The organism is Sphingomonas sp. Leaf33 (assembly GCF_001421785.1).
Taxonomy (GTDB): Bacteria; Pseudomonadota; Alphaproteobacteria; order Sphingomonadales; family Sphingomonadaceae; genus Sphingomonas.
The window spans coordinates 1,846,968-1,869,360 of record NZ_LMLB01000001.1; the positions used below are offsets into that span (position 1 = coordinate 1,846,968).

The 22,393-nt window shown below is 66.5% G+C and carries 24 protein-coding genes; 15 read left to right on the forward strand and 9 right to left on the reverse strand.

Annotation, left to right across the window (positions count from 1 at the left end):
- A partial coding sequence (locus ASE86_RS09130; RefSeq protein ID WP_235524026.1) for a TonB-dependent receptor occupies positions 1 to 2,373 on the reverse strand: 2,373 nt, incomplete at its 3' end.
- Positions 2,374 to 2,632: 259 nt separating this feature from the next.
- On the opposite strand from ASE86_RS09130, the gene ASE86_RS09135 reads away from it, so the two are divergent.
- On the forward strand, positions 2,633 to 3,100 hold the full coding sequence (locus tag ASE86_RS09135) for an Hsp20 family protein (RefSeq protein ID WP_056424950.1): 468 nt from the start codon (positions 2,633 to 2,635) through the stop codon (positions 3,098 to 3,100).
- A gap of 90 nt (positions 3,101 to 3,190) precedes the next feature.
- Here the strand turns inward: ASE86_RS09135 and ASE86_RS09140 are convergent, their stop codons facing one another.
- Together ASE86_RS09140 and secG are read right to left on the reverse strand one after the other, a co-directional pair.
- The gene (locus tag ASE86_RS09140) at positions 3,191 to 4,825 is read right to left on the reverse strand and encodes a CTP synthase (RefSeq protein ID WP_056424953.1); all 1,635 of its coding nucleotides are present in this window, start codon (positions 4,823 to 4,825) and stop codon (positions 3,191 to 3,193) included.
- A gap of 86 nt (positions 4,826 to 4,911) precedes the next feature.
- Positions 4,912 to 5,295, reverse strand: coding sequence for a preprotein translocase subunit SecG (gene secG, locus ASE86_RS09145; protein WP_056424956.1), 384 nt, complete (start codon positions 5,293 to 5,295; stop codon positions 4,912 to 4,914).
- A 254-nt stretch (positions 5,296 to 5,549) separates the two neighbouring features.
- Here secG and ASE86_RS09150 point away from each other — a divergent pair, with 254 nt between their 5' ends.
- The 9 genes from ASE86_RS09150 (at position 5,550) to ASE86_RS09190 (ending at position 13,961) form a co-directional block, all read left to right on the forward strand.
- Positions 5,550 to 5,876, forward strand: coding sequence for a MarR family transcriptional regulator (locus tag ASE86_RS09150; RefSeq protein ID WP_056426919.1), 327 nt, complete (start codon positions 5,550 to 5,552; stop codon positions 5,874 to 5,876).
- Positions 5,833 to 6,627 carry a hypothetical protein gene (locus tag ASE86_RS09155; protein ID WP_056424959.1) on the forward strand — a complete coding sequence of 265 codons (795 nt, stop codon included), beginning with the start codon at positions 5,833 to 5,835 and terminating at the stop codon, positions 6,625 to 6,627. Before ASE86_RS09150 ends, ASE86_RS09155 begins: the two co-directional genes overlap by 44 nt.
- Positions 6,624 to 7,553, forward strand: a complete 930-nt coding sequence (gene argC, locus ASE86_RS09160; protein ID WP_056424962.1) for an N-acetyl-gamma-glutamyl-phosphate reductase — start codon at positions 6,624 to 6,626, stop codon at positions 7,551 to 7,553. Before ASE86_RS09155 ends, argC begins: the two co-directional genes overlap by 4 nt.
- 126 nt (positions 7,554 to 7,679) lie before the next feature.
- Positions 7,680 to 9,137 carry a glucose-6-phosphate dehydrogenase gene (gene zwf / locus ASE86_RS09165; protein WP_056424966.1) on the forward strand — a complete coding sequence of 486 codons (1,458 nt, stop codon included), beginning with the start codon at positions 7,680 to 7,682 and terminating at the stop codon, positions 9,135 to 9,137.
- 124 nt (positions 9,138 to 9,261) lie between these two features.
- On the forward strand, positions 9,262 to 9,969 hold the full coding sequence (pgl, locus tag ASE86_RS09170) for a 6-phosphogluconolactonase (RefSeq protein WP_056424969.1): 708 nt from the start codon (positions 9,262 to 9,264) through the stop codon (positions 9,967 to 9,969).
- A 114-nt stretch (positions 9,970 to 10,083) separates the two neighbouring features.
- Positions 10,084 to 11,904 carry a phosphogluconate dehydratase gene (edd, locus tag ASE86_RS09175; protein WP_056424973.1) on the forward strand — a complete coding sequence of 607 codons (1,821 nt, stop codon included), beginning with the start codon at positions 10,084 to 10,086 and terminating at the stop codon, positions 11,902 to 11,904.
- A gap of 88 nt (positions 11,905 to 11,992) precedes the next feature.
- On the forward strand, positions 11,993 to 12,967 hold the full coding sequence (gene glk / locus ASE86_RS09180; protein ID WP_056426922.1) for a glucokinase: 975 nt from the start codon (positions 11,993 to 11,995) through the stop codon (positions 12,965 to 12,967).
- On the forward strand, positions 12,964 to 13,578 hold the full coding sequence (gene eda / locus ASE86_RS09185) for a bifunctional 4-hydroxy-2-oxoglutarate aldolase/2-dehydro-3-deoxy-phosphogluconate aldolase (RefSeq protein WP_056424977.1): 615 nt from the start codon (positions 12,964 to 12,966) through the stop codon (positions 13,576 to 13,578). The genes glk and eda overlap by 4 nt, the downstream gene beginning before the upstream one ends.
- The gene (locus ASE86_RS09190; protein WP_056424980.1) at positions 13,575 to 13,961 is read left to right on the forward strand and encodes a hypothetical protein; all 387 of its coding nucleotides are present in this window, start codon (positions 13,575 to 13,577) and stop codon (positions 13,959 to 13,961) included. The genes eda and ASE86_RS09190 overlap by 4 nt, the downstream gene beginning before the upstream one ends.
- A 140-nt stretch (positions 13,962 to 14,101) precedes the next feature.
- Here the strand turns inward: ASE86_RS09190 and mltG are convergent, their stop codons facing one another.
- From mltG to fabD, 6 genes are all read right to left on the reverse strand, one after another.
- The gene (mltG, locus tag ASE86_RS09195; protein WP_056424983.1) at positions 14,102 to 15,070 is read right to left on the reverse strand and encodes an endolytic transglycosylase MltG; all 969 of its coding nucleotides are present in this window, start codon (positions 15,068 to 15,070) and stop codon (positions 14,102 to 14,104) included.
- 96 nt (positions 15,071 to 15,166) lie between these two features.
- Complete coding sequence (gene fabF, locus ASE86_RS09200; protein WP_056424986.1) at positions 15,167 to 16,426, reverse strand: beta-ketoacyl-ACP synthase II; 1,260 nt, start codon at positions 16,424 to 16,426, stop codon at positions 15,167 to 15,169.
- 111 nt (positions 16,427 to 16,537) lie between these two features.
- Positions 16,538 to 16,774 (reverse strand): acyl carrier protein, encoded by a 237-nt coding sequence (locus tag ASE86_RS09205; RefSeq protein WP_056424990.1) that lies wholly within the window; start codon positions 16,772 to 16,774, stop codon positions 16,538 to 16,540.
- Positions 16,775 to 16,853: 79 nt separating this feature from the next.
- Positions 16,854 to 17,363 (reverse strand): hypothetical protein, encoded by a 510-nt coding sequence (locus ASE86_RS09210; protein ID WP_156347081.1) that lies wholly within the window; start codon positions 17,361 to 17,363, stop codon positions 16,854 to 16,856.
- Positions 17,364 to 17,365: 2 nt separating this feature from the next.
- The gene (fabG, locus tag ASE86_RS09215; RefSeq protein ID WP_056424995.1) at positions 17,366 to 18,106 is read right to left on the reverse strand and encodes a 3-oxoacyl-[acyl-carrier-protein] reductase; all 741 of its coding nucleotides are present in this window, start codon (positions 18,104 to 18,106) and stop codon (positions 17,366 to 17,368) included.
- A gap of 13 nt (positions 18,107 to 18,119) precedes the next feature.
- Positions 18,120 to 19,055 (reverse strand): ACP S-malonyltransferase, encoded by a 936-nt coding sequence (fabD, locus tag ASE86_RS09220; protein WP_056424998.1) that lies wholly within the window; start codon positions 19,053 to 19,055, stop codon positions 18,120 to 18,122.
- A gap of 201 nt (positions 19,056 to 19,256) precedes the next feature.
- Here fabD and ASE86_RS09225 point away from each other — a divergent pair, with 201 nt between their 5' ends.
- From ASE86_RS09225 to ASE86_RS09245, 5 genes are all read left to right on the forward strand, one after another.
- Positions 19,257 to 19,637 carry an RcnB family protein gene (locus ASE86_RS09225; protein ID WP_056425001.1) on the forward strand — a complete coding sequence of 127 codons (381 nt, stop codon included), beginning with the start codon at positions 19,257 to 19,259 and terminating at the stop codon, positions 19,635 to 19,637.
- 174 nt (positions 19,638 to 19,811) lie between these two features.
- A complete protein-coding gene (gene rpsF, locus ASE86_RS09230; RefSeq protein WP_056425004.1) occupies positions 19,812 to 20,246 on the forward strand; it encodes a 30S ribosomal protein S6 in 435 nt (144 codons plus the stop codon).
- A complete protein-coding gene (gene rpsR / locus ASE86_RS09235) occupies positions 20,246 to 20,470 on the forward strand; it encodes a 30S ribosomal protein S18 (RefSeq protein WP_056425007.1) in 225 nt (74 codons plus the stop codon). The genes rpsF and rpsR overlap by 1 nt, the downstream gene beginning before the upstream one ends.
- A gap of 13 nt (positions 20,471 to 20,483) precedes the next feature.
- Positions 20,484 to 21,080 (forward strand): 50S ribosomal protein L9, encoded by a 597-nt coding sequence (gene rplI, locus ASE86_RS09240; RefSeq protein WP_056425008.1) that lies wholly within the window; start codon positions 20,484 to 20,486, stop codon positions 21,078 to 21,080.
- Positions 21,081 to 21,174: 94 nt separating this feature from the next.
- On the forward strand, positions 21,175 to 22,260 hold the full coding sequence (locus ASE86_RS09245; protein ID WP_056426925.1) for a 2OG-Fe(II) oxygenase: 1,086 nt from the start codon (positions 21,175 to 21,177) through the stop codon (positions 22,258 to 22,260).
- The last annotated feature ends 133 nt before the right edge of the window (positions 22,261 to 22,393 follow it).

A 22,393-nucleotide genomic window follows, 5' to 3' on the forward strand; every position in this document is an offset into this window, starting at 1 on the left:
CGGCGTCGTTGCCAGCACCTCGAAATACTTGGTGTCGAACACGTTACGCACCCAACCGAACACGTTGAAGCCGTCCGAGCTTCGGAAGCCGGCGCGCAGGTTGGTCAGCGTGTAACCGTCGATATCGGTGTAGATCGACCGCGAGGCGTTCGACGAGAACGTCGTCCGCGTGCTGGCATCGACGCCGAGATACGCCTGCCCGTCGAGGCGGAACACCCGCGCCGGTATGTTGTACTCGCCGCCCGCCGAGAACGCCCATTTCGACACGCCCGGCAGACGCTGGCCGGAGATATCGCAGACGATGGGGCTGTTCGTGCCCGGCGCGCCCGGCGCCCCGATCGGGGTGCCCGTGCCGCCGCCCGACAGTTCCGGCGGGCATGGCGCGTTCTGGAAATCGAGGTAGCGCGCGTCGTTGAATGCGCCGTTGATGTAGGCAGTCAGGCGGTCCGAGGGACGGATCGAGAAGTCCGCTTCGATCCCGCGCACCCGCACCTTGCCCGCGTTCGCTAGATAGCCGCGCAACGTGGACGTCGACTGGTTGTTCACGATCGCCTGGTAATCGCGGATCGTCGTCCAGAACCCCGTCACGTTCAACGTCACGCGCCGGTCCCAGAACTGCGACTTCACCCCCGCTTCGAAATGATCGACCTTTTCCGGCGCGATCTGGGCAAGCTGCGTCTGGACGACGCCGTTCACCACCGGCACGCCGTTCAGGTTGAGCCCGCCCGATTTGAAGCTGTGCGCATACGTCGCATAGAGCATGACATCTTGCGCGGGCTTGTATGATCCGGTCAGGTCATAGGATACGTTCCAGGCGCGATAGGCCTCGCCAGTGAATGCCTGCGGCTGGATCGCGTCGCGCTGCGCCGCCTGGCGCGCGGTCCCGCCCGAATATGGTACGAGGTTGCCCTGCGCATCGCGGACGATGCTGACGTAGCTACCGACCTTGTCGTCGTAATTGACGCGGAAGCCCGGCGACAGCGTGAAGCGGTCGCCGAAGCGCCAGTTAAGTTTTCCGAACAGCGCGCCGCTGAAGTTCTTCAGGCGGATGTCGTTGTTCGCGGTCAGCCCGTTCAGCACGCTCGGATCGCTCGCCAGCGCGCTCGTCGGGTTGATCAGCCAGCGACTCGCCGCTGCGCCCTGCTGCTGGATGCCGGTCGTGTGAATGTCCTGATAGAAGCCGAAGAGACCGACGACATAGTCGAAGCTCCTGCCATCGCCGGCGAAGCGGAATTCCTGCGTGAACTGGTTCTGCTTCGTCGGGTTGTTCGACTTGGTCGTGATCGGCAGGCCCGTGAAGTCACGATCGTTCGCCGGCTTCCAGTCCCAGAAGCGCCACGCCGTGATCGAGGTCAGCCGTCCCGCCCCGGTTTCCAGTTCGCCGCGCAGCGACACGCCGCCCAGGATATTTCCCGCGTTCAGCTCGGCATCCAGGTCGGTCAGGCGATCGAACGGGTTGCGGCTGACCGGCTCGTAGCCCTGCGCGCGGGCCAGCGCGTCGAACTGGCGGTTGAGCGGGCGCTGGGTACTGCCGACGCGGACGAATATCTGCGCGCAGCATTCGGGGTTCTGGCGCGAGTAATCGCCGCTGAGCGTCAGGTCGAGGCTGTCGCTGGCGCGGAACAGCAACGCGCCGCGCACGCCCAGATTGTCCTGCTCGTTCACATAGGTGCCGGTGCGGACGTTGAAGACCGTCCCGCGCCGGCTGGTCGTCGCCAGGCCCAGGCGCGCCGCGACGCGATCGCCCAGCGGGCCGGACACCGATGCCTTCGCCTGCTTGAATTCCAGGTTGCCGGCGCTGACCTCCGCCCGCCCCTCGAAATCGAAGCTCGGCGCACGGCTGGTGATGTTGATCGCGCCCGCGACGGTGTTCTTGCCGTACAGCGTGCCCTGCGGCCCGCGCAGCGTCTCGACCTGCTGGACGTCCAGGAAATCGAGCGTCGCCGCCGCCACCCGGCTGAGATACACCTGGTCGATGTAGACGCCGACGCCCTGATCGATCCCGTCGTTGGTCAGGCCCAGCGGCGCGCCGAGACCGCGGATGTTTACGGAAGAATTGCGCGGGTTGGTCGAATAGAATTGCAGCGTCGGCTGCAGTTGCTGCAGCCGCGCGACATTGAAGCTGCCGGTGTCGTCGATCTCCTTCACGCCCACCACCGACAGCGCGATCGGCACGTTCTGCGCGCGCTCTTCGCGGCGGCGGGCGGTGACGACGATGTCGGCGGCGACCGAACTGCGCTGTACCTCCTCCTCGGTCCGCTGCGGATCGCCGGGCGCCGTCGTGACGGTCGGCGTCGATTGGACGACGACGGGCGGCGGCGGCGCTGCCGTCGTCGATTGGAGTATCAGCACGAGCGGCAGGACGGACGACATGGTGAGAGACCCCTTATCTGTTCGCCGCCATATCCTATCGATCGCGTGGGGTTTGACAGGAAGATCGAGTATGCCCCTGACAAGCTTCGCTACGACTTACGCCTTCTCAACAACTTACCCCCACTTGAAAGGCGAATTCGGGCTTCCAAGATAAGGCCCACGCGGTGCCGCAGGGCGGGCCGCGGCGACATCCGGTGTCGCGCAACAGCGGGCGCCGGACTGGACGTTTCAGAACGCTCATGACTGGAGGCTTTGAACCATGCGTCAGATCGATTTCACCCCGTACCGCCGCTCGACCATCGGCTTCGACCGGCTGTTCGACATGCTCGAACAGGGCACGCGCGGCGCGCCGACCGAGAACTATCCGCCGTTCAATCTCGAGCGCGTGGCCGAGGACCGCTATCGCATCACGCTGGCGGTCGCGGGCTTCCGCGCCGAGGAACTCGACCTCACCGCGCAGCAGAACCTGCTGGTCGTTGCGGGCAAGAAGAGCGAGACGCAGGACAATGCGGCGCAGATGCTCCATCTGGGCATCGCCAACCGTAGCTTCGAGCGTCGCTTCGAACTCGCCGACTTCATCCGCGTGGCGGATGCCGACCTGAAGGACGGGCTGCTCATCATCAACCTCGTGCGTGAAGTGCCCGAGGCGATGAAGCCCAAGAAGGTCGCGATCGGCGGGACGTCGGCTACCGATGCCGCTCCGGCGATCGAAGCCAAGGCGGCATAACGCCATCTAACACCCGGCTAGCGGCGCTTTCCTCCCTTTGAGCGTCGCCCAGAGGGCGCCCGGATCGGCAACGGTCCGGGCGCTTTTGCGTCAGACCAGACGGCTCTGCTGGACCGCGGCGGCGATGAAGCTGGCGAACAGCGGGTGCGGCTCGAACGGCTTCGACTTCAGTTCCGGGTGAAACTGCACGCCGACGAACCAGGGATGGTCCGGCCGCTCGACGATCTCCGGCAGTGCGCCGTCGGGCGACATGCCGGAGAAGCGCAAGCCCCCCGCCTCCAGCGCATCCTTGTAATGGACGTTGACTTCGTAGCGATGGCGGTGCCGTTCGCTGATGGCGGTCTGGCCATAGATGCTGGCGACATGGCTGTTGCTCGCCAGCGTCGCGTCATAGGCGCCCAGGCGCATCGTGCCACCCATGTCGCCGCCCTCCTGCCGCTGTTGCAGCCCTTCGGCGGTCATCCATTCGGTGATGAGACCGACGACGGGCTCGGCCGTGGGGCCGAATTCGGTAGTCGAAGCCTCCGCAATCCCCGCGGTGTTCCGCGCACCTTCGATGCAGGCCATCTGCATACCCAGGCAGATGCCGAAATACGGCACCTTGCGTTCGCGGGCGAAGCGGACCGCGGCGATCTTCCCCTCCGACCCGCGTTCGCCGAACCCGCCGGGGACCAGGATGGCGTGCAGCGGCTCAAGCGTCACGGCGATATCGTCGGGCGCCTGCTCGAACAGCTCGGCGTCCAGCCAGCGGATGTTGACCTTCACGCGGTTGGCGATGCCGCCGTGGACCAGCGCCTCGTGCAGCGACTTGTACGCATCCTGCAGGCCGACATATTTGCCGACGACGCCGATCGACACTTCACCTTCGACGTTCGACAGCCGGTCGATGATGTCGTCCCAGCGGGTCAGCTCGGGCGAGCCTTCGGACGGCAGGCCGAAGCTGTTGAGAACCGCGCGGTCGAGCCCTTCGGCATGATATTGCAGCGGCACGCCGTAGATGGTCTTGGCGTCGAGCGCGGGGATGACCGCCTCGGTCGGCACGTTGCAGAACAGCGCGATCTTGGCCCGCTCGCCTGCCGGCAGCGGACGTTCGCAGCGGCAGACCAGCACGTCCGGCTGGATGCCGAGCGCGGTCATGTCGCGGACCGAATGCTGCGTCGGCTTGGTCTTCAGTTCGCCCGCCGCCGCGATGTACGGCACCAGCGTCAGATGGACGAAACACGTATTCTGGCGCCCGATGTCGTTCCGAAGCTGGCGGATCGCCTCCATGAACGGCAGCGATTCGATGTCGCCGACGGTCCCGCCGATTTCGCACAGCACGAAATCGAGATCCTCGGTTTCGTTGCGGGCGAATTCCTTGATCGCATCCGTGACGTGCGGGATGACCTGGACGGTCGCGCCCAGATAGTCGCCGCGGCGTTCCTTGGCGATGATCGTCTGGTAGATGCGACCTGACGTGATGTTGTCGCTCTGCCGGCTCGGCACGCCGGTGAAGCGTTCATAGTGGCCGAGATCGAGGTCGGTTTCCGCCCCGTCGTCGGTCACATAGACTTCGCCGTGCTGGTACGGGCTCATCGTGCCCGGATCGACGTTCAGATACGGATCGAACTTGCGGATGCGGACGCGGTAGCCGCGTGCCTGCAACAGAGCTGCGAGAGAGGCCGCCATGAGGCCTTTGCCGAGCGACGAGACCACGCCGCCGGTGATGAAGATATACCGCGCCATGGGAGGATGCGCCTAACCTTGAACATGCGTGTTGGGCAAGCGCGGAAGCGCCGCGCCTGCCGATGAAAGCGGTAATGCGTGTGCGATTACTGCTGGAGCGGAACGCCGCTGCCGTTGGCGGGCGCAGTCGTGTTCTGGGCGGCCGCATCGGCGGCGGCCTTCAGCGCGTCGGGGTTGCCGCCCGCGGCAGGAGCCTGCTGCGGCGCAGGTGCGGTGCGGGCCAGGCTGGTGTCGACGGTCGACGTCTTGTTCGCCGCCGCCAGAAAGGCAAGGCCGATCGACATGGCGATGAAGAGACCGGCGAGAATCGCCGTCGCCCGCGTCAGGAAATCGGCGGCGCCGCGTGCCGACATCAGGCCCGACGGGCTGCCGCCGGTGGTCAGCCCGCCGCCTTCCGACTTCTGCATCAGGATCACCGTCACGAGCAGCGCGGCGATGATCGCCTGGACGACGAGCAGGAAGGTGAACATGGGACGCGCAAACCGATCGATTAGAATGGACTGGCGGCGCACATAGGCGACGCTTGGGCTGCGATCAACCGCGCGCGCTGCCGTACGTCCAACGGAGCGGTGTCATGAAAGCGCAAACATTTCGCGAACGCACGGAAACCCGAGGCTTATCGTCGCGTTAATGCCGCAAGACCGCCCGACGTGACGGGCTCGCAACGGTAAGAAGCGGACCCGAAATCGTGAACGCAATCTCCGAAAAGTCGCTGTTCACCTGGATGCACACCCTCGTCGACTACGTGCGTTCGGGCGAACCCGACCTGACTAACCGCCAGATGGCCCTGCTGATGCTGGTCTATCTGGAAAAAGGCCCCCACACCGTCCGCGGACTGGCGCGCGCACTGAACGTGTCGAAGCCCGTCGTCACGCGCGCCTTGAATCGATTGGGTGCTCTCGGCTATCTGCGCCGCCAACGCGACGATACCGACAAGCGCAACATCTTCGTCGCGCGCACGCCTAAGGGGGCAGACTTTCTTGCAGAATTCGGGCATTTCCTCTCCGGTGACGAACCAGGCGCCGCCCAGCGCCAGCCAGCGCACGCGTAAGCGGTTCGCACTCACCGGGCGCAGCCAAAGCGTCGACCCGCGGGTGGAGGCGGCGCGCGGCGATCTGGCCGACGTCCGGCTAGCCGACCGCGTGTTTGCTCCGCACTATGCCGCCGCTGTCCAGCGTAGCGCGGTCAGGCGCGCGCCGATCCTGGCCGCACATGGCGGCGCTCCGATTTCCGAAATCCTGCCTGGCGAAACGTTCGACGTGCTCGAATTGTCGCACGGCTATGCCTGGGGCGTCGGCGGAGTCGATGGCACCGTCGGGTTCGTCGCGGTCGATGCGCTGGGCGCGCCGATCGCGGCGACTCACATCGTCTGCGCACCCGGTTCGGAACAGCCCGTCGGCGCGCGCCTGACCGGGCAACAGGCGGCGCAGGTAGATGCCGCGACGGTTCGTCCGCTCGACGCGCTGCCGAAGGACTTCGTCACGGTCGCCGAATCGCTGGTCGGCATTCCCGCCGTGGCCGGCGGCCGGTCGAGCACGGGCATCGACGGCGGCGGTCTGGTGTCGCTCGCCCTGTCGCTGACCGGCCTGAAGGTCGCGCGCTTCGTCGATATCCAGGCGCACGACCTGGGTCACGACGTGAGCGACACCGCGCCGGTCCTGCGCGGTGACCTGCTGTTCACCGACGGCGACGTAGCAATCGCGACCGACGACGCCCATGCGATCCGCGTCGGCGAAACCGGCGTCGAGAGTGTCGCGATCGGCGATCTCGGCTCGCTCGTCGCACGGCGGCGCCTGCCATGAGGCGGTCTGTCTTCATCGATGGCGCGGTCGGCACCACCGGTCTGGAAATCCGCGAACGGCTGAGCGGCCGGCCGGAGATCGAGTTGCTGACGCTCGACGACGACCTTCGCAAGGATGTCGCGGCCAAGCGCGCGGTGCTGAACGACGCCGATTTCGTCATCCTCTGCCTGCCCGACGATGCCGCACGAGAAAGCGTGGCGATGATCGACAATCCGCGCACGCGGGTGATCGACGCGTCGACCGCGCACCGGACCGCCGATGGCTGGACCTACGGCTTTCCCGAACTGGAGCCGAGCCAGGCTGCGCTGATCGCCGACGCGCCGCGCGTGACCAATCCGGGCTGCTACCCCACCGGCTTTCTGGCGCTCGTCCGCCCGCTGGTCCGTACCGGCCTGATCCCGGTCGATGGTGCGATCACTGTCAACGCCGTGTCGGGCTATTCGGGCGGCGGTCGCCAGATGATCGAGGATTACGAGGGCGGCGCGGAGGACAGCGCGTGGCGCGGCTATGCGCTGACGCTGGAACACAAGCATGTGCCCGAGATGCAGCGCCACGCACGGCTGGAGCATCCGCCGATCTTTACCCCCTCGGTCGTCCGCACTCATCGCGGCATGGTCGTCGAGGTGCCGCTGGCGCTTCACGCACTCCCCCGCCGGCCGAGCATCGACGCCCTGCGCGACACGCTGGCCGCCGCCTATGACGGCAGCCGGATCGTGCGTGTCGTCGACGATGGCGCATCGCTGGTGCGGGTGGAGGACGATGCCGGCACCGACCGGCTGACCCTGCGCGTCACCGGCAATGCCGACCGCGGCCACGCCCGGCTGATCGCGACGCTCGACAATCTGGGTAAGGGCGCGGCGGGCGCGGCGGTGCAGAACCTGAACGTCATGGCCGGTTTCGACCCGGCCGCGGGACTTGTGCTCTGAGTTCATCGCGCGATTGGTAGCGCTCACAAGTCGTTTGGCCCCTGCATACGATTTCTTGGGCGCGGCGGTCTTGCCCCCTGCCCCCATCCCGTTAGGGAGGTGGCGCATTCTTTGGGGGACGCGCGTGTGACCGGAGCCGTTGGCAAGCTGCTGCTGTTCGGAGCGACCGGGGATCTGTCCCGGCGGATGCTGATCCCGTCGCTGTTCGGACTGCACGCCGATGGCCTGCTGCCCCCGGGGCTCACGATCACCGGAACCGCGCGATCGGAGCATGACGACGCCGGCTTCCGCGAGTTCGCGGCAGCGGCGCTCGACGAATTCCTGCCCGCCGACCGCAAGGATGCGGAGCAGATCGCGTCCTTTCTCCAGCGACTCCAGTATCAGGCGCTCGACGCCTCGACGCTCGACGGCTTCCCGGCGCTGGCCGAGAAGATCGGTGACGTGTCGAATGGCCTCGCCATCTTCCTGTCGACCGCGCCGTCGCTGTTCGAGCCGACGATCAAGGGCCTCGAATCGGCGGGCCTCGCCGGTGAGACGGTTCGGATCAGCCTCGAAAAGCCGCTCGGCCACGACCTCGCCTCCAGCTGCGAGATCAATGACGCGGTTGCGGCGGCCTTCCCCGAGGAGCGGACGTTCCGGATCGACCATTATCTGGGCAAGGAAACCGTCCAGAACATCCTGGCGCTGCGCTTCGGCAACTCGCTGTTCGAGCCGGTGTGGAACGCGCGCGGGATCGACCACGTCCAGATCACCATCGCTGAGACGGTCGGGCTGGAAGATCGCGCGGGCTATTACGAGGGTGCAGGCGCGCTGCGCGACATGGTGCAGAACCACATCCTGCAGCTTGTCGCGCTGATCGCGATGGAGCCGCCGGCCCGCTTCGACGGCACCGCGATCCGCGACGAAAAGGTGAAGGTCCTCCGCTCGCTCCGCCCGATCGACCCAAAGGACGCCGGGCACCTGACCGTTACCGGCCAATATGGCGCGGGCGCGGTCGGCGAGAAGGTCGTGAAGAGTTACGCCGACGAACTCGGTCGCTCGTCGACCACGGAGACCTTTGTCGCGATCAAGGCGCATGTCGACAATTGGCGCTGGCAGGGCGTGCCCTTCTACCTGCGCACCGGCAAGCGGTTGCCCGCACGCCAGAGCGAGATCGCGATCCAGTTCAAGCCGGTGCCGCATTCGATCTTTGCCGACCGCGGGGGGCAGTTGCAGTCCAATACGCTGGTCATCCGGTTGCAGCCGGAGGAATATGTCCGCCTGCTGGTGATGGCGAAGCAGCCAGGCCTGGACCGTGACGGGATTCGTCTGCGCGAAGTCCCGTTGAACCTCAGCCTCGACACCGAGTTCGCGGGAACGCGCCGCCGCATCGCCTACGAACGGCTGCTGCTCGACCTGATCGAGGGAGACCCGACCCTGTTCGTCCGCCGCGACGAGGTGGAGGCGCAGTGGCGCTGGATCGACGGCATCCGCGCCGGCTGGGAAGCGAACGACGTGAAGCCCAAGCCCTATCCGAGCGGGAGCTGGGGGCCGAGCGCGGGGATCGCGCTGACTGAGCGCGACGGCGTGACGTGGACGGAATGACCCTCCCAGGCACCGTGCCCTTCGCGTCAGCGGGGGGACACAGCCGCTGAACGACGTGAGACGCAGATCGTTCGGCTAGAATTGATCCCCGCCTTCGCGGGGACGACGACCAAGAAGAGATGACATGACGACCGAAATCGAATGGTGGGATTACGACGACGCGGCCGAAATGGCCGACGCTGTCGCAGGTGACATCGGCTTCATCATCGAAAGCGCGATCGATGCGCGCGGTGCCGCCGTGATCGCGCTGGCCGGCGGCAAGACGCCGCTGCCGATCTACGAAAAGCTGGCCAGGGCAAAGATCGACTGGAAGCGCGTGACGATCATCCCCGGCGACGAGCGCATCGTACCGCTGGGCGACGCGCTGTCGAACGTCACTGCGATCGGCAAGGCGTTTCTGCCCAAGGGGGCGCGGGTCATTCCGCTCGTCTCCGCGACCGCGCCCGATTACAAGGCGGCCGGCCGTGCGGCGGATGCCCTGCTTCAGGATCTCCACTGGCCGCTCGATCTCGTCCTGCTCGGCGTCGGCGGCGATGGCCATGCCGCATCGATCTTCCCCGGCCCCGACTTCGACGAAGCGTTGAACGGCCCGAAGGAACGCCGCGCGCTGGGCGTCATGCCCGACCCGTTGCCGCCGGAGGCTCCGGTCGCCCGCGTGACTCTCAGCAAGGCAGCACTCACGTCGGCGCGCGCGATGATGATCGCGGTGACGGGCGACGCCAAGCGCGCCGTTATCGAGGAAGCTGTGAAGGCCGGACAATCGTCCCCATATCCGATAGGGCGAATCCTGGCGGACGTCGAACTGCCGGTCGACATCCACTGGGCGCCGTAACGCGTACATAACATTCCGTTCGCCCTTAGCTTGTCGAAGGGCTGCCCTTCTTCTGCGTAGAAGAGAAGGGCAGGGCTTCGACAAGCTAAGGGCGAACGGGAATAGGAAGTTGCCATGCCGAACCTGCACCCCCAAGTCGCTGCCGTCACCGACCGCATCATCGATCGATCGCGGAACAAGCGGGCGGCATATCTCGCGCTGATCGCCAGCGAGCGCGAGGGCGGGGTCGATCGTCCGCGCCTGGGCTGCGCCAACCTCGCCCACGGCTATGCCGGGACGGAGGAACAGCGCGACGACATGCGCCGCGGCCAGTCCATGAACATCGGGATCGTGACCGCCTACAACGACATGCTGTCGGCCCATGCGCCCTATTATCGCTACCCCGAGCAGATGAAGGTCTGGGCGCGCGAGGCGGGGGTGACCGCACAGGTCGCAGGCGGCGTTCCGGCGATGTGCGACGGCGTAACGCAGGGGTATCCGGGCATGGAGCTGTCGCTGTTCAGCCGCGACACGATCGCGCTGTCGACCGCGATCGCGCTGAGCCACGGCATGTTCGAAGGCGCAGCGCTGCTCGGCATCTGCGACAAGATCGTGCCGGGCCTGCTGATGGGCGCGCTACGCTTCGGCCACCTGCCGATGGTGCTGATTCCCGGCGGGCCGATGCGGTCGGGCATCTCGAACAAGCAGAAGGCCGCGGTCCGCGAGCGTTTCGCGGTGGGCGAGGCAACCCGAGAAGAACTGCTCGATTCCGAGATCGCCGCCTATCATGGCAAGGGCACCTGCACCTTCTACGGCACGGCCAATTCGAACCAGATGATGGTCGAGGCGATGGGGCTGCACATGCCCGCCGCCGCCTTTGCCAATCCGGGCACGAAGCTGCGCCAGGAATTGACGCGCGCCGCCGTCCATCGCCTCGCGAAGATCGGCTGGGACGGCGAAGATTATCGTCCGATCGGCGCGTGCGTCGATGAAAAGGCGATCGTCAACGCCGCGATCGCGCTGCTCGCGACCGGCGGCTCGACCAATCACCTGATCCACCTGCCCGCCATTGCGCGCTGCGCCGGTATCGTCATCGACTGGGATGATTTCGACCGCCTGTCGAGCGTCGTGCCGCTCCTCGCGCGCGTCTATCCCAACGGGTCGGCCGATGTGAACGGGTTCGAGGATGCGGGCGGAACCGCCTTCACCCTGCGCGAACTGCTGAAGGGTGGGCTGTTGCACGGCGACATCCTGACCGTGGCCGGCGACATGACCGACTATGGCCGCAAGCCCGACATGGACGGCGATACGCTCGTGTGGCGCGACCTGCCCGAGGTATCGGGCGACGACACGATCCTGCGCACCGTCGATGCACCTTTTGCACCTGAGGGCGGTTTCCGCATCCTGTCCGGCAACCTGGGCCGTGCCTGCATCAAGGTTTCGGCGGTCGAGCGTGATCGTTGGGTCATCGAAGCGCCGTGCCGCGTCTTCGCCACCCAGCAGGACGTGCAGGACGCGTTCAAGGCTGGCGAACTCGACCGCGACGTGGTGGTCGTCGTCCGCTTCCAGGGGCCGCGCGCCAACGGGATGCCTGAACTGCACAAGCTGACCCCGCCGCTCGGCGTTCTTCAGAACCGCGGCTACCGCGTCGCGCTGGTCACTGACGGCCGCATGTCGGGTGCCAGCGGCAAGGTGCCGGCCGCGATCCACCTGTCGCCCGAAGCGCTCGCCGAAGGTCCGATCGCCCGACTGCGCGATGGCGATGTGGTGCGGGTCGATGCCGAGACCGGCGTGATCGAGGCCTTGGTGGATGCGGCCGAATGGGACGCGCGTACGCCAGCGGAGGCACCGCCGCCCGCGCAAGGCACGGGTCGCGAACTCTTCGCGCTGTTGCGCCAAGGGTGCTCGACCGCCGAGGAGGGCGGATCGGCGATGCTCGCGGCGGGCGGGTTCTAGGCGTAACAGCCACCCGTTCGTCCTGCGCTTGTCGAAGGGCGTGTTAGCGGGCACGTGCTTCGACAAGCTCAGCACGAACGGAGGTTTTGTGGCTAAAGTCGTATCCGTCGATATCGGGGGAACCCACGCCCGCTTTGCCATCGCGGAGGTCGGGGACGGACGCGTCGTGTCGCTCGGCGAGCCGACCACGATGAAGACGGCCGAGCACGGCAGCCTGCAACTCGCCTGGGAGGCGTATGCCGCCGCACAGGGTGGCACCCTGCCCCGCGCCGCGGCGATCGCGGTCGCCGCACCGGTCGGCGGCGACATGATCCGGCTGAGCAACAATCCGTGGATCATTCGCCCGGCCCTTATCAACGAGCGGTTGAGCGTCGACACCTGGACTCTGGTCAACGACTTCGGCGCGGTCGGCCATGCCGTTGCGCAGGTACCCGACAGCGACTTCCTTCACCTCTGCGGTCCGGACGGCCCGTTGCCTGACAGGGGCATGATCACGGTCTGCGGCCCCGGCACCGGGCTGGGCGTCGCCGGTGTCCTGCGCGCGGCCGACGGCGGCTACCACGTCGTCGAGACGGAAGGCGGCCACACCGATTTCGCGCCGCTCGACCGGATCGAGGACGCGATCCTCGCCCACGCGCGTAGCATCTTCAACCGCGTGTCGGTGGAGCGGATCGTCGCCGGGCCGGGGATCGTCCTGATCTACGAGACGCTGGCCGCGATCGAAGGGCGCGCCGTCCAGCGGCTTGACGACAAGGCGATCTGGACGATGGCGCTGGAGGGGAGCGACAGCCTGGCGATGGCCGCGCTCGACCGCTTCTGCCTGTCGCTCGGCGCGGTCGCGGGCGACCTGGCACTCAGCCATGGTCCCAGGGGCGTCGTCATCGCCGGCGGTCTTGGGCTGCGGCTGAAAGACCATTTGCTGCGTTCGGGATTCGCCGATCGGTTCGTCGCCAAGGGCCGTTTCCGCAACCTTATGGCGGGCATCCCCGTCAAGCTGATCACTCATCCCCAGCCCGGCTTGTTCGGCGCCGCGGCCGCCTACGCCCAGGAGCACGCCCAATGAGCCACGATATCGAAGCGATCATGCGTACCAGCGCCGTCATCCCGGTCCTGGTCATCGACGATATCGCGACCGCGCGGCCGCTGGCCGAGGCGCTGGTCGCGGGCGGCCTGAAGGTGCTCGAAGTTACGCTGCGCACGCCCGCCGCACTCGACGCGATCCGCGAGATGAAGCAGGTGCCCGGTGCGATCGTCGGCGCCGGCACGGTCGTTTCGAAGGAGCAATTCGCGCAGGTGATGGATGCCGGTGGCGAATTCATCGTGTCGCCGGGCCTGACCACCGATCTCGGCGAGGCGATCGTGCAGAGCGGCGTGCCCTATCTGCCCGGCGTCGCCAACGCCGGCGATATCATGCGCGGCTACGAACTGGGCCTGCGCCACTTCAAGTTCTTCCCGGCCGAAGCCAATGGCGGCCTGCCCGCGCTGAAAGCGCTCGCGGCGCCCTTTTATGAGGCGCAGTTCTGCCCGACCGGCGGAATCACCGCGGAAACCGCGCCGACCTATCTCGGCTTTAGACCTGTCCGCTGCGTCGGCGGCAGCTGGGTAACGCCGAAGGGCGCATCGATGACGGAGGTCGAGCGGCTGGCACGCGAGGCGTCGGCGCTCCGCCCATGACGCCGATCCACGGCGATCGGGCGGCCGGCGACGGCGACTTCACCGCCGCGATCGCCGACGACGGTGTGTTCGAGATCGTCATACGCGGATTCTGGACCATCGATCAGGTCGATCGCTTCTACGTCGCGATCCTGCCGCTGCATCACATCTGCCGTGCGCGCTTTTCGCGGGTGCGCGCGCTGATCCGCGTTGAGATGGTGCAATCGCCCTCCGTCGCCCTTCATGTCCGCGACCGCGCGATGGCGCTGAAGCGCCCGGGGGACCGCAATGCGTTCGTCATCGCAAGCTTTCTGTCGAAACTGCAGATCACGCGGCTGGCCAGCCGCGACGATTTTGGCCTGTTCACCGATGCGGTGGTGGCACGGGACTGGTTGCGGCAATAAATCCTTCCCCCTCGCGAGGGAGGGGACCGCCGCGTAGCGGTGGTGGAGAGGCGGCTTCTCAGAACGAACCACCTGCGGCACCCACCTTCCACCGGCCTTGGACTGGCCGCCCTCCCCCTGTTGGGTCAGATTTCGGGAAGCTACATCTCGCCGCGCGCGCGGCGGATGGCGTACCACTCCTGCACGTTGGCGTTGTGCTGTTCCAGGGTGTCGGCGAATACATGCCCGCCCGTCCCGTCCGCCACGAAATACAGCGCGTTCGATGGTGCGGGATCGAGCACCGCATCGATGCTCGCGCGCCCCGGGTTCGCGATCGGCCCGATCGGCAGGCCGGGCATGGCATAGGTGTTATACCCGTTCTTCGCCTGCAATTCCGACCGCAGGATGCGGCGGCCGAGCGGCCGGCCCTTGGTGATCGGATAGATCGTTGTCGGATCGGCCTGGAGCGGCATTCCCTTGCGCAGGCGGTTGGAATACACCGCGGCCACGGTCCGCCGCTCGGACGGCTTGCCGGTTTCCTTCTCGACGATCGAGGCGAGGATCAGCGCCTCCTGCTTTGTCCTGGCGACGGTGGTCGGCTTGCGCTTGGCCCAGGCCGCATCGAGATACCGCGTCCTCGCCGCCTGCATCCGCTGGACGAGCGAGGCCCGTGTGTCGCCGCGTTCATAGCTGTAGCTGTCCGGCAGCACCGAACCTTCGCTTGGCACGTCAACCTTGCCCGCCAACTGCGGTGCCGCCATCACCGCGTCGTGGACAAGGACCGACGGCCAGCCCTCGGGCACCGTCACGAACCGCTGGAGCGTCCGCCCGCCCTGCATCAGCTTCAGGGCGTCGGCCTGGCTGATCTTGGCCGGAAAGCGATACTCGCCGGCACGGATCGGTTCGTTTCCACCGAAGATCTTTGCAAACAGCAGGAAGCGGCTGGCCGACGGGATGACGCCGGCCTTTTCGAGATCGTCCGCCGCGCTGGTCAGCGTCGACCCTTGCGCGATCTGCACCGAGCTATTGCGCGGCAGGGGCCCCGCCCCGCCCCAGCTCTGTACGACCAGGAAAACGCCGGCGATCGCGGCGAGAGCGAGAATCAGGCCAAGGCAACCGAGCTTACGCAATGTCCCCTCCCCGTTCGTGCTGAGATTGTCGACGCACCGTACTTCCTCGCAAACAAGAACGGCCCTTCGACAAGCGCAGGGCGAACGAAGTCAGGATCAGATCGCCCGCATCACCAGCGACGCGTTGGTGCCGCCGAAGCCGAACGAGTTGTTCAGCACCGCCTTCACCGACCGCTTCTTTGCGGTGTGCGGGACCAGGTCGACGCCCGCGCAATTCTCGCTGGGGTTGTCGAGGTTCAGTGTCGGCGGCACGATGCCATCGCGCATCGCCAGGATGCAGAAGATGCTCTCGACCGCGCCGGCACCGCCCAGCAGGTGGCCGATCGCCGACTTGGTCGACGACATGCTGAGGCCGTCGAGCGCCGAGCCGAACAGCTTGCGCACCGCGCCCAGCTCCAGCTCGTCGCCGAGCGGCGTCGAGGTGCCGTGGGCGTTGATGTAATCGATGTCCTCCAACGCCAGGCCCGACTTCTTCATCGCCATTTCCATCGAGCGGAACGCGCCCGAGCCTTCCGGGTGTGGGGCGGTGACGTGGTAGGCGTCGCCCGACAGGCCGTAACCGATGACCTCGGCGTAGATCTTGGCGCCACGTGCCTTCGCCCGCTCATATTCCTCGAGCACGACGACGCCTGCGCCTTCGCCCATCACGAAACCGTCGCGGCCCTGATCCCAGGGACGGCTCGCGCGCCACGGTTCGTCGCGGAAAGCAGTCGAGAGCGCACGCGCCTGCCCAAAGCCGGCGATGCCGATCGGGCAGATCGTGCTTTCGGCCCCGCCCGCCAGCATCACGTCGGCATCGTCCATCGCGATCATCCGTGCGGCATCGCCGATCGAATGCGCGCCGGTCGAGCACGCCGTGACGACCGCGTGGTTCGGGCCCATCAGGCCGTACTTGATGCTGACCTGACCAGAGATCAGATTGATGAGACGGCCGTGGACGAAGTGCGGCGAAACGCGCTTCGGCCCCTTGGCGGCGAGCACCAGCGATTCGCTCTCGATGCCCGGCAGGCCACCGATGCCCGATCCGATCGAGCAGCCGGCGCGGAACCGCTCCGCTTCGCTCATTTCGGTGAGCCCTGCGTCTTCCAGCGCCTGGCCCGCGGCGTCGATGCCATAGACGATGAACGGATCGACCTGGCGCTGGATCTTGTGATCCACGCGCTTGCCGGCGTCGAAGCCGTATTCGTGGTCGGCGGGCTTCACTTCGCACGCGTAGTTCGACTGGAACTCGGTCGCGTCGAACCGCGTGATCGTTCCCGCGCCCGACTTCGACGCGATGATGTTGGCCCAGGCGGTTTCGACATCCGCCCCCAGCGGGGTCACCAGGCCCAGCCCGGTCACGACTACGCGGCGCATACTGCTCTCCGTATCAGCTCAAACGTACAACGGCTCCCGGCCCCGGACCCGGGACGAGGAGCCGCTGGAAATCGAGTGGCACTGCCCGTTTGGCGGCAGCGCCAAGGGCGATCAGCCCTTGTGCTCGTCGATATAGGTGATCGCGTCCTTGACGGTAGCGATCTTCTCGGCGGCGTCGTCCGGGATTTCGACCCCGAACTCTTCCTCGAACGCCATCACCAGCTCGACGATGTCGAGGCTGTCCGCGCCCAGGTCGTCGATGAAGCTCGCATCCTCGGTCACCTTGTCGGCTTCGACGCCCAGATGCTCCACGACGATCTTCTTCACGCGGTCGGCGGTTTCGCTCATACCCAGTTCCTTCTTGTGAAATTTCAAATTCCTGAACGCACGTAGAACGCGGTCCCGGCCTGCGCAAGGGCCCGCGGCGTCAGCCGGCGGTCGACTTGAAGAGTTTGCCGAGCCGGGCCGCATTGAACGCGTATCCGGCCAGCAGGCGCGATACCGTTGCGGTCTTGCCCTTGGGACCCGCCGCGGCCTGCAACCCGGTCATCATCGCCCCGACCTCGGCCGATCGCTTCTTGGCAAGCAGCGCGTCGAGCGTCGCTGGGGGCGTGCGCGTCAGCCTGGCGTTGATCGCCAGCACGTCGACGCCCTGTGACTGCAACGCGTTGGACAGCGTCTCGACCACCAGGCTGGCGACCGCGATCTCGCCCGCGCGCGAATCGACCGCGCCGCTGCCGGGCTGGCATTCGCCCGCACGCCCGCGAAGCTTGCCGATCAGCGCCTCCGTCTGCGAGGTCGGCGGCGTGCCGCGCGTGACGGAGGCCAGCGTCGCATTCTGCATCGCGGTCCGCTCCGCCGCCGGCGTCTTGGCCAAAGCACACCGGACCATGGCGCCGTCGTCGGCCGCCACCAGCATCGCGATTGAAAGCATCACACTCATAGCATTGCCATCCCACCATTGACGTGCAGCGTCTGGCCGGTGACGTAGCCGGCCTCCCTCGACGCGAGATAGACGACCGCCGCGCCGATGTCGTCGCCCGTGCCGAGGTCACCGGCGGGGATCCTGGTCAGCAACGCGGTCTTCTGCGCGTCGGGCAGGCCATCGGTCATCGCCGAACGGATGAACCCCGGCGCGACGCAATTGACGGTGATCCCGCGGCTCGCCAGTTCCTGCGCCAGCGCCTTCGACATGCCGACGAGACCGGCCTTCGATGCCGCATAGTTCGCCTGCCCCGGATTGCCGGTCGCGCCCACGACCGACGTGATCGAGACGACACGGCCGAAACGCGCCTTCATCATCGGCCGGGCCGCGGCGCGGCAGAGGCGGAACGCTGCTTCCAGGTTGACGCGGATCACCTGATCCCACTCCTCGTCCTTCATCCGCATGGCGAGGTTGTCGCGCGTCACGCCGGCGTTGTTGACCAGGATGTCGAGCCGCCCGCCCAGGGCCTCGACCGCCTGCGGCACCAGCGCGTCGACCGCCGCGGCATCCGAAAGATTGCACGGCACCGCGACGTGATCGCCGCCCAACCCGGTACGGAACGCCTCCAGCTTTTCGGCATTCGACCCCGAAACCGCCAGTCTGGCACCCTGCGTCGCCAGCGCCCGGGCGATGGCCGAGCCGATACCCCCCGATGCACCGGTCACAAGCGCGGTCATACCTGTCAGATCGAACATATTCAGAACCTCCTCACAGCGCCTTAAGCAGCGCTTCGATGTCGTCCATCGTCACCACGCTGGTCGCGGTCGCGTCCGGGGCAGTCCGTTTCACCATCGGGCCGAGCACCTTGCCGCCCAGTTCGACGAAATCATGAACGCCGCCCGCGACCATCGCCAGCACCGATTCGCGCCACCGCACCATGCCGGTGACCTGTTCGACCAGCAGCGATGCGATCATCGCGGGATCGGCGACCGGTGCGGCAGTGACGTTGGCATAGAGGGGAACCAGCGGCGACTGGAGCGTGACTTTCTCCAGCGCGTCCGCCATCGCATCGGCGGCGGGGCGCATCAGCGGACAGTGGAATGGCGCCGACACCGGCAGCAGGATCGCGCGCTTCGCCCCCATCTCCTTGGCTAACGGCACCGCCCGCTCGATCGCGGCCTTGGCCCCGGAAATCACCACCTGCGAAGGGTCATTATCGTTCGCGACGGTGCAGACTTCGCCCTCGGCCGCCGCGTCGGCGATCGCCTGCGCCTTGTCACGGTCGGCGCCCAGGATGGCGGCCATCGCGCCCTCACCCACCGGCACCGCCGCCTGCATCGCCTGGCCGCGCAGCTTCAACAGTCGCGCGGTCGTCGGCAGGTCGAACGCGCCTGCGGCACAGAGCGCCGTATACTCTCCGAGCGAATGGCCGGCGACGAAGTCCGCCTTGTCGGCCAACCGCACACCGCCTTCCCGCTCCAGCACACGCAGTGTGGCGATGGCATTAGCCATGATCGCCGGCTGCGCGTTCTCGGTCAGCATCAGGTCGCTGTCCGGTCCTGCCGACATCAACTTGAAGAGATGCTGGCCGAGCGCATCATCGACTTCCTGAAAGACTTCGCGCGCATAGGGGCTGGCCGCGGCGAGCGCGCTGCCCATGCCGACCGACTGGCTGCCCTGTCCGGGGAAGATGAATGCGCGCATGACCGTCTCCAAAGCGAATGTGCCGCGCGGACTAGGGACGGCGGCGCCACAGGGCAAGCTGAACGAGATGTCAGTAGAACTGCCGTCTTGCGACATTTCGACACGAAATTCCCGGTCGGGTGACACACGGGGAAGACAGGTGCTGCCCATCTTGTCTCTCGACGCCGGGCTATCCGGCACCAGACACAAGGAGGTTTCGACATGAAGAAGTTCCTGATCGCCGCGCTGACCACGTCGCTGGTCGCGACTCCGGTCCTCGCCGCCGCACCCGCCGCCGCGCAGGTGCACCAGACGCAGCAGACCGTGAAGTACAGGCCCAACGGCACGGTCGTCGTGAAGAAGCAGACGGTGCGCAAGACGCCGGCCCGCCCCCAGTACCGCGCGAAATGGGCTAAGGGTCAGCGGTTCAACCGGGCGGAGGCGCGCAACTATCGCCAGATCAGCAACTGGCGCCAGTATCAGAACCGCCGCCTCTACGCTCCGCCCCGCGGCTATCAGTGGGTGCAGTCGGGCAATGATGCGGTGCTGGTCGCGGTCGCCAGCGGCGTGATCGGCGCGGTGCTCGGCGGGGTGTTCAACTAAGCCATAGCGCTTGCCTTTTGACGGGAACTAGCTAAGGGCCCGTCAGCCGGGGCGGAGGAGCCAGTCTCCCCCGCCCCTGTGCTGTCTGGTACGAACGACAGCTTGATACGAACGACAGCCGGAGGGGCATGGCATGGGGCCATGTCAGCGATCGGCCAACAGTGAGAAAGACGCATGGCTCTTTACGAGCATACGTTCCTTGCGCGCCAGGATCTGGCGCAGGCGCAAGTGGACGCGCTGGCGGAAGCCGCGACCAAGATCGTCGAAGACAAGGGTGGCAAGGTCGTCAAGACCGAGACCTGGGGTCTTCGCAGCCTCGCCTACCGGATCGCCAAGAACCGCAAGGCACATTACGTTATGCTCGAAATCGATGCCCCCGGTGACACCGTCGCCGAGCTGGAGCGTCAGGCCGGCATCAACGAAGACATCATCCGCTACATGACCGTGAAGGTCGAAGAGCATGAAGCGGGTCCGACCGTGATGATGCGCAAGCAGGAGCGCGACCGTGAGCGTCGTTCCGAGCGCGGCGAGCGTGGCGGTGACCGCCCCGACCGCGGCGACCGCGGTGATCGTGGTCCCCGTCGTGACGCTCAAGAGGAGGCCGCATAATGGCTCGTGCATTTTTCCGCCGCCGCAAGAGCTGCCCGTTCTCCGCGAAGGACGCGCCCCGGATCGACTACAAGGACGTCCGTCTGCTCCAGGGCTTCGTGTCCGAGCGTGGCAAGATCGTCCCGTCGCGTATCACTAGCGTGAGCGCAAAGAAGCAGCGCGAGCTCGCGACCGCGATCAAGCGTGCGCGTCACCTGGGCCTGCTGCCCTACATCGTGAAGTGAGGGAATAGCAGTCATGGACGTCATTCTGCTTGAGCGCGTCGAGAAGCTCGGCGCCATCGGCGACGTGGTGAAGGTCAAGGACGGGTTCGCCCGCAACTTCCTGCTGCCGCGCAAGAAGGCGCTGCGCGCCAACGAAGCCAACAAGAAGGTGTTCGAATCGAACCGTGCGCGGATCGAATCGGACAACGCCAACCGTCGCGGTGATGCCGAGAAGGAAGCGGCGAGCTTCAAGGACACCACGGTCACCCTGATCCGTCAGGCGTCGAACACTGGCCAGCTGTACGGCTCGGTCGCGGTGCGCGACATCGTCGAGGCGCTGGAAGCCGATGGTCACAAGGTGACCAAGAGCCAGGTCGTGCTCGACCGTCCGATCAAGGCGATCGGCCTGTCGGAAGTCCGCGTCGCGCTGCACCCGGAAGTGGCGGTGACCGTCAAGGTCAACGTCGCACGTTCGCCGGAAGAAGCCGAGATGCAGGCATCGGGCGTCGACGTGATGTCGGCGATGTTCGAAAAGGACGAAGCCGGCTTCACCGAGGATTACGATCCCAACGCCGAGCCGGGCGCGACTGCCGACGTGCAGTCGGATGAGGGCGACGCCCAGCAGGGCTGATCCACTCCGACCCGAGCCGAAATGCGAGGAGCCGCCCGTAGCGATACGGGCGGCTCCTTTCGTTTGGGCACGGCGCGCGATAGTCATGGCTGTGATGACGGTTTCGACGCTCCCCGCCCGCCTGCTCGACCGCGGCGATTTCGCTCCCTTCTTCAAGGCCCCGATACTTGACGGTCGCCCCGACTGGTCGTTCGGCGCCGCCGCCGGCGTGCCGGTCGTGCTGTTCTTCATGGGCAGCGCCGCCATACCGATCGTCGCGCAGGCGCTGGCGACCTTGCTTGCTCGACACGAGCGGTTCGACGACATCGGCGCTCGCCTGTTCGGCGTGACGTGCGATCCGGCGGACGTGGCCGACCGACGGATCGCGCAGCGGATGCCCGGCATCCGCCACTTCCTCGACTATGACCGCACGATCAGCACGCTGTACGGCGCCGCGCTGCCCGGGAGCGACAGGTACCAGCCGCACATCCTGGTGCTCGACCGTACGCTCCAGGTCTTTGCGCGGATCTCGATCGACGCGGCGGCGGATGTGTTCGCTGCGCTCGACAGGCTGTCAGGCCGGCCTGCGCAGGACTGGGCGCCGGTCCTGACGGTGCCGGACATCCTGGAAGAGGATGTCTGCGCCGCGCTGATCGATGTCTATGATCGTCAGGGCGGTACCGAATCCGGCTTCATGCGCGAAGTCGATGGCAAGACGACGCTGATTTCCGATCCCACGTTCAAGCGCCGCCGCGATGCCGATATCGACGATCCGCGCCTGCGCGATGCTCTTGCGATCCGCCTTCGCACGCGCCTCGCACCAGCGATCCAACGCACCTTCCAGTTCGCGGCGACGCGGATCGAGCGGTACATCGTCGCGGCCTATGATGCCGACGAGGGCGGTTTCTTCAATGCCCATCGCGACAATACGACGAAGGGCACCGCCCACCGCAGGTTCGCGGTCACGATCAACCTCAACGACACATATGACGGCGGCGACCTGCGCTTTCCCGAGTTCGGCGAACGTACCTATCGTGCGCCCAAAGGGGGTGCGGTCGTCTTTTCCTGTTCGCTACTTCACGAAGCCACGCCGATGATCCGTGGCCGGCGCTATGCAACGCTCCCGTTCCTCTATGATGAAGCGGCCGCCCGCGTTCGCCGCACCAACATCGCGTATCTGGCCGATCAGGCCGCCGGCTGAACGATCACGGACAGGTGACACAGGCGCCGATGACGGCAACCAGCGGGATCAGGGCGAGGACAACGGGGACGATCTGTTTCATTTGCACGACCAATCGAGATTTTGTCGTGAAATGCGCGGCGGAGAGAAAAGG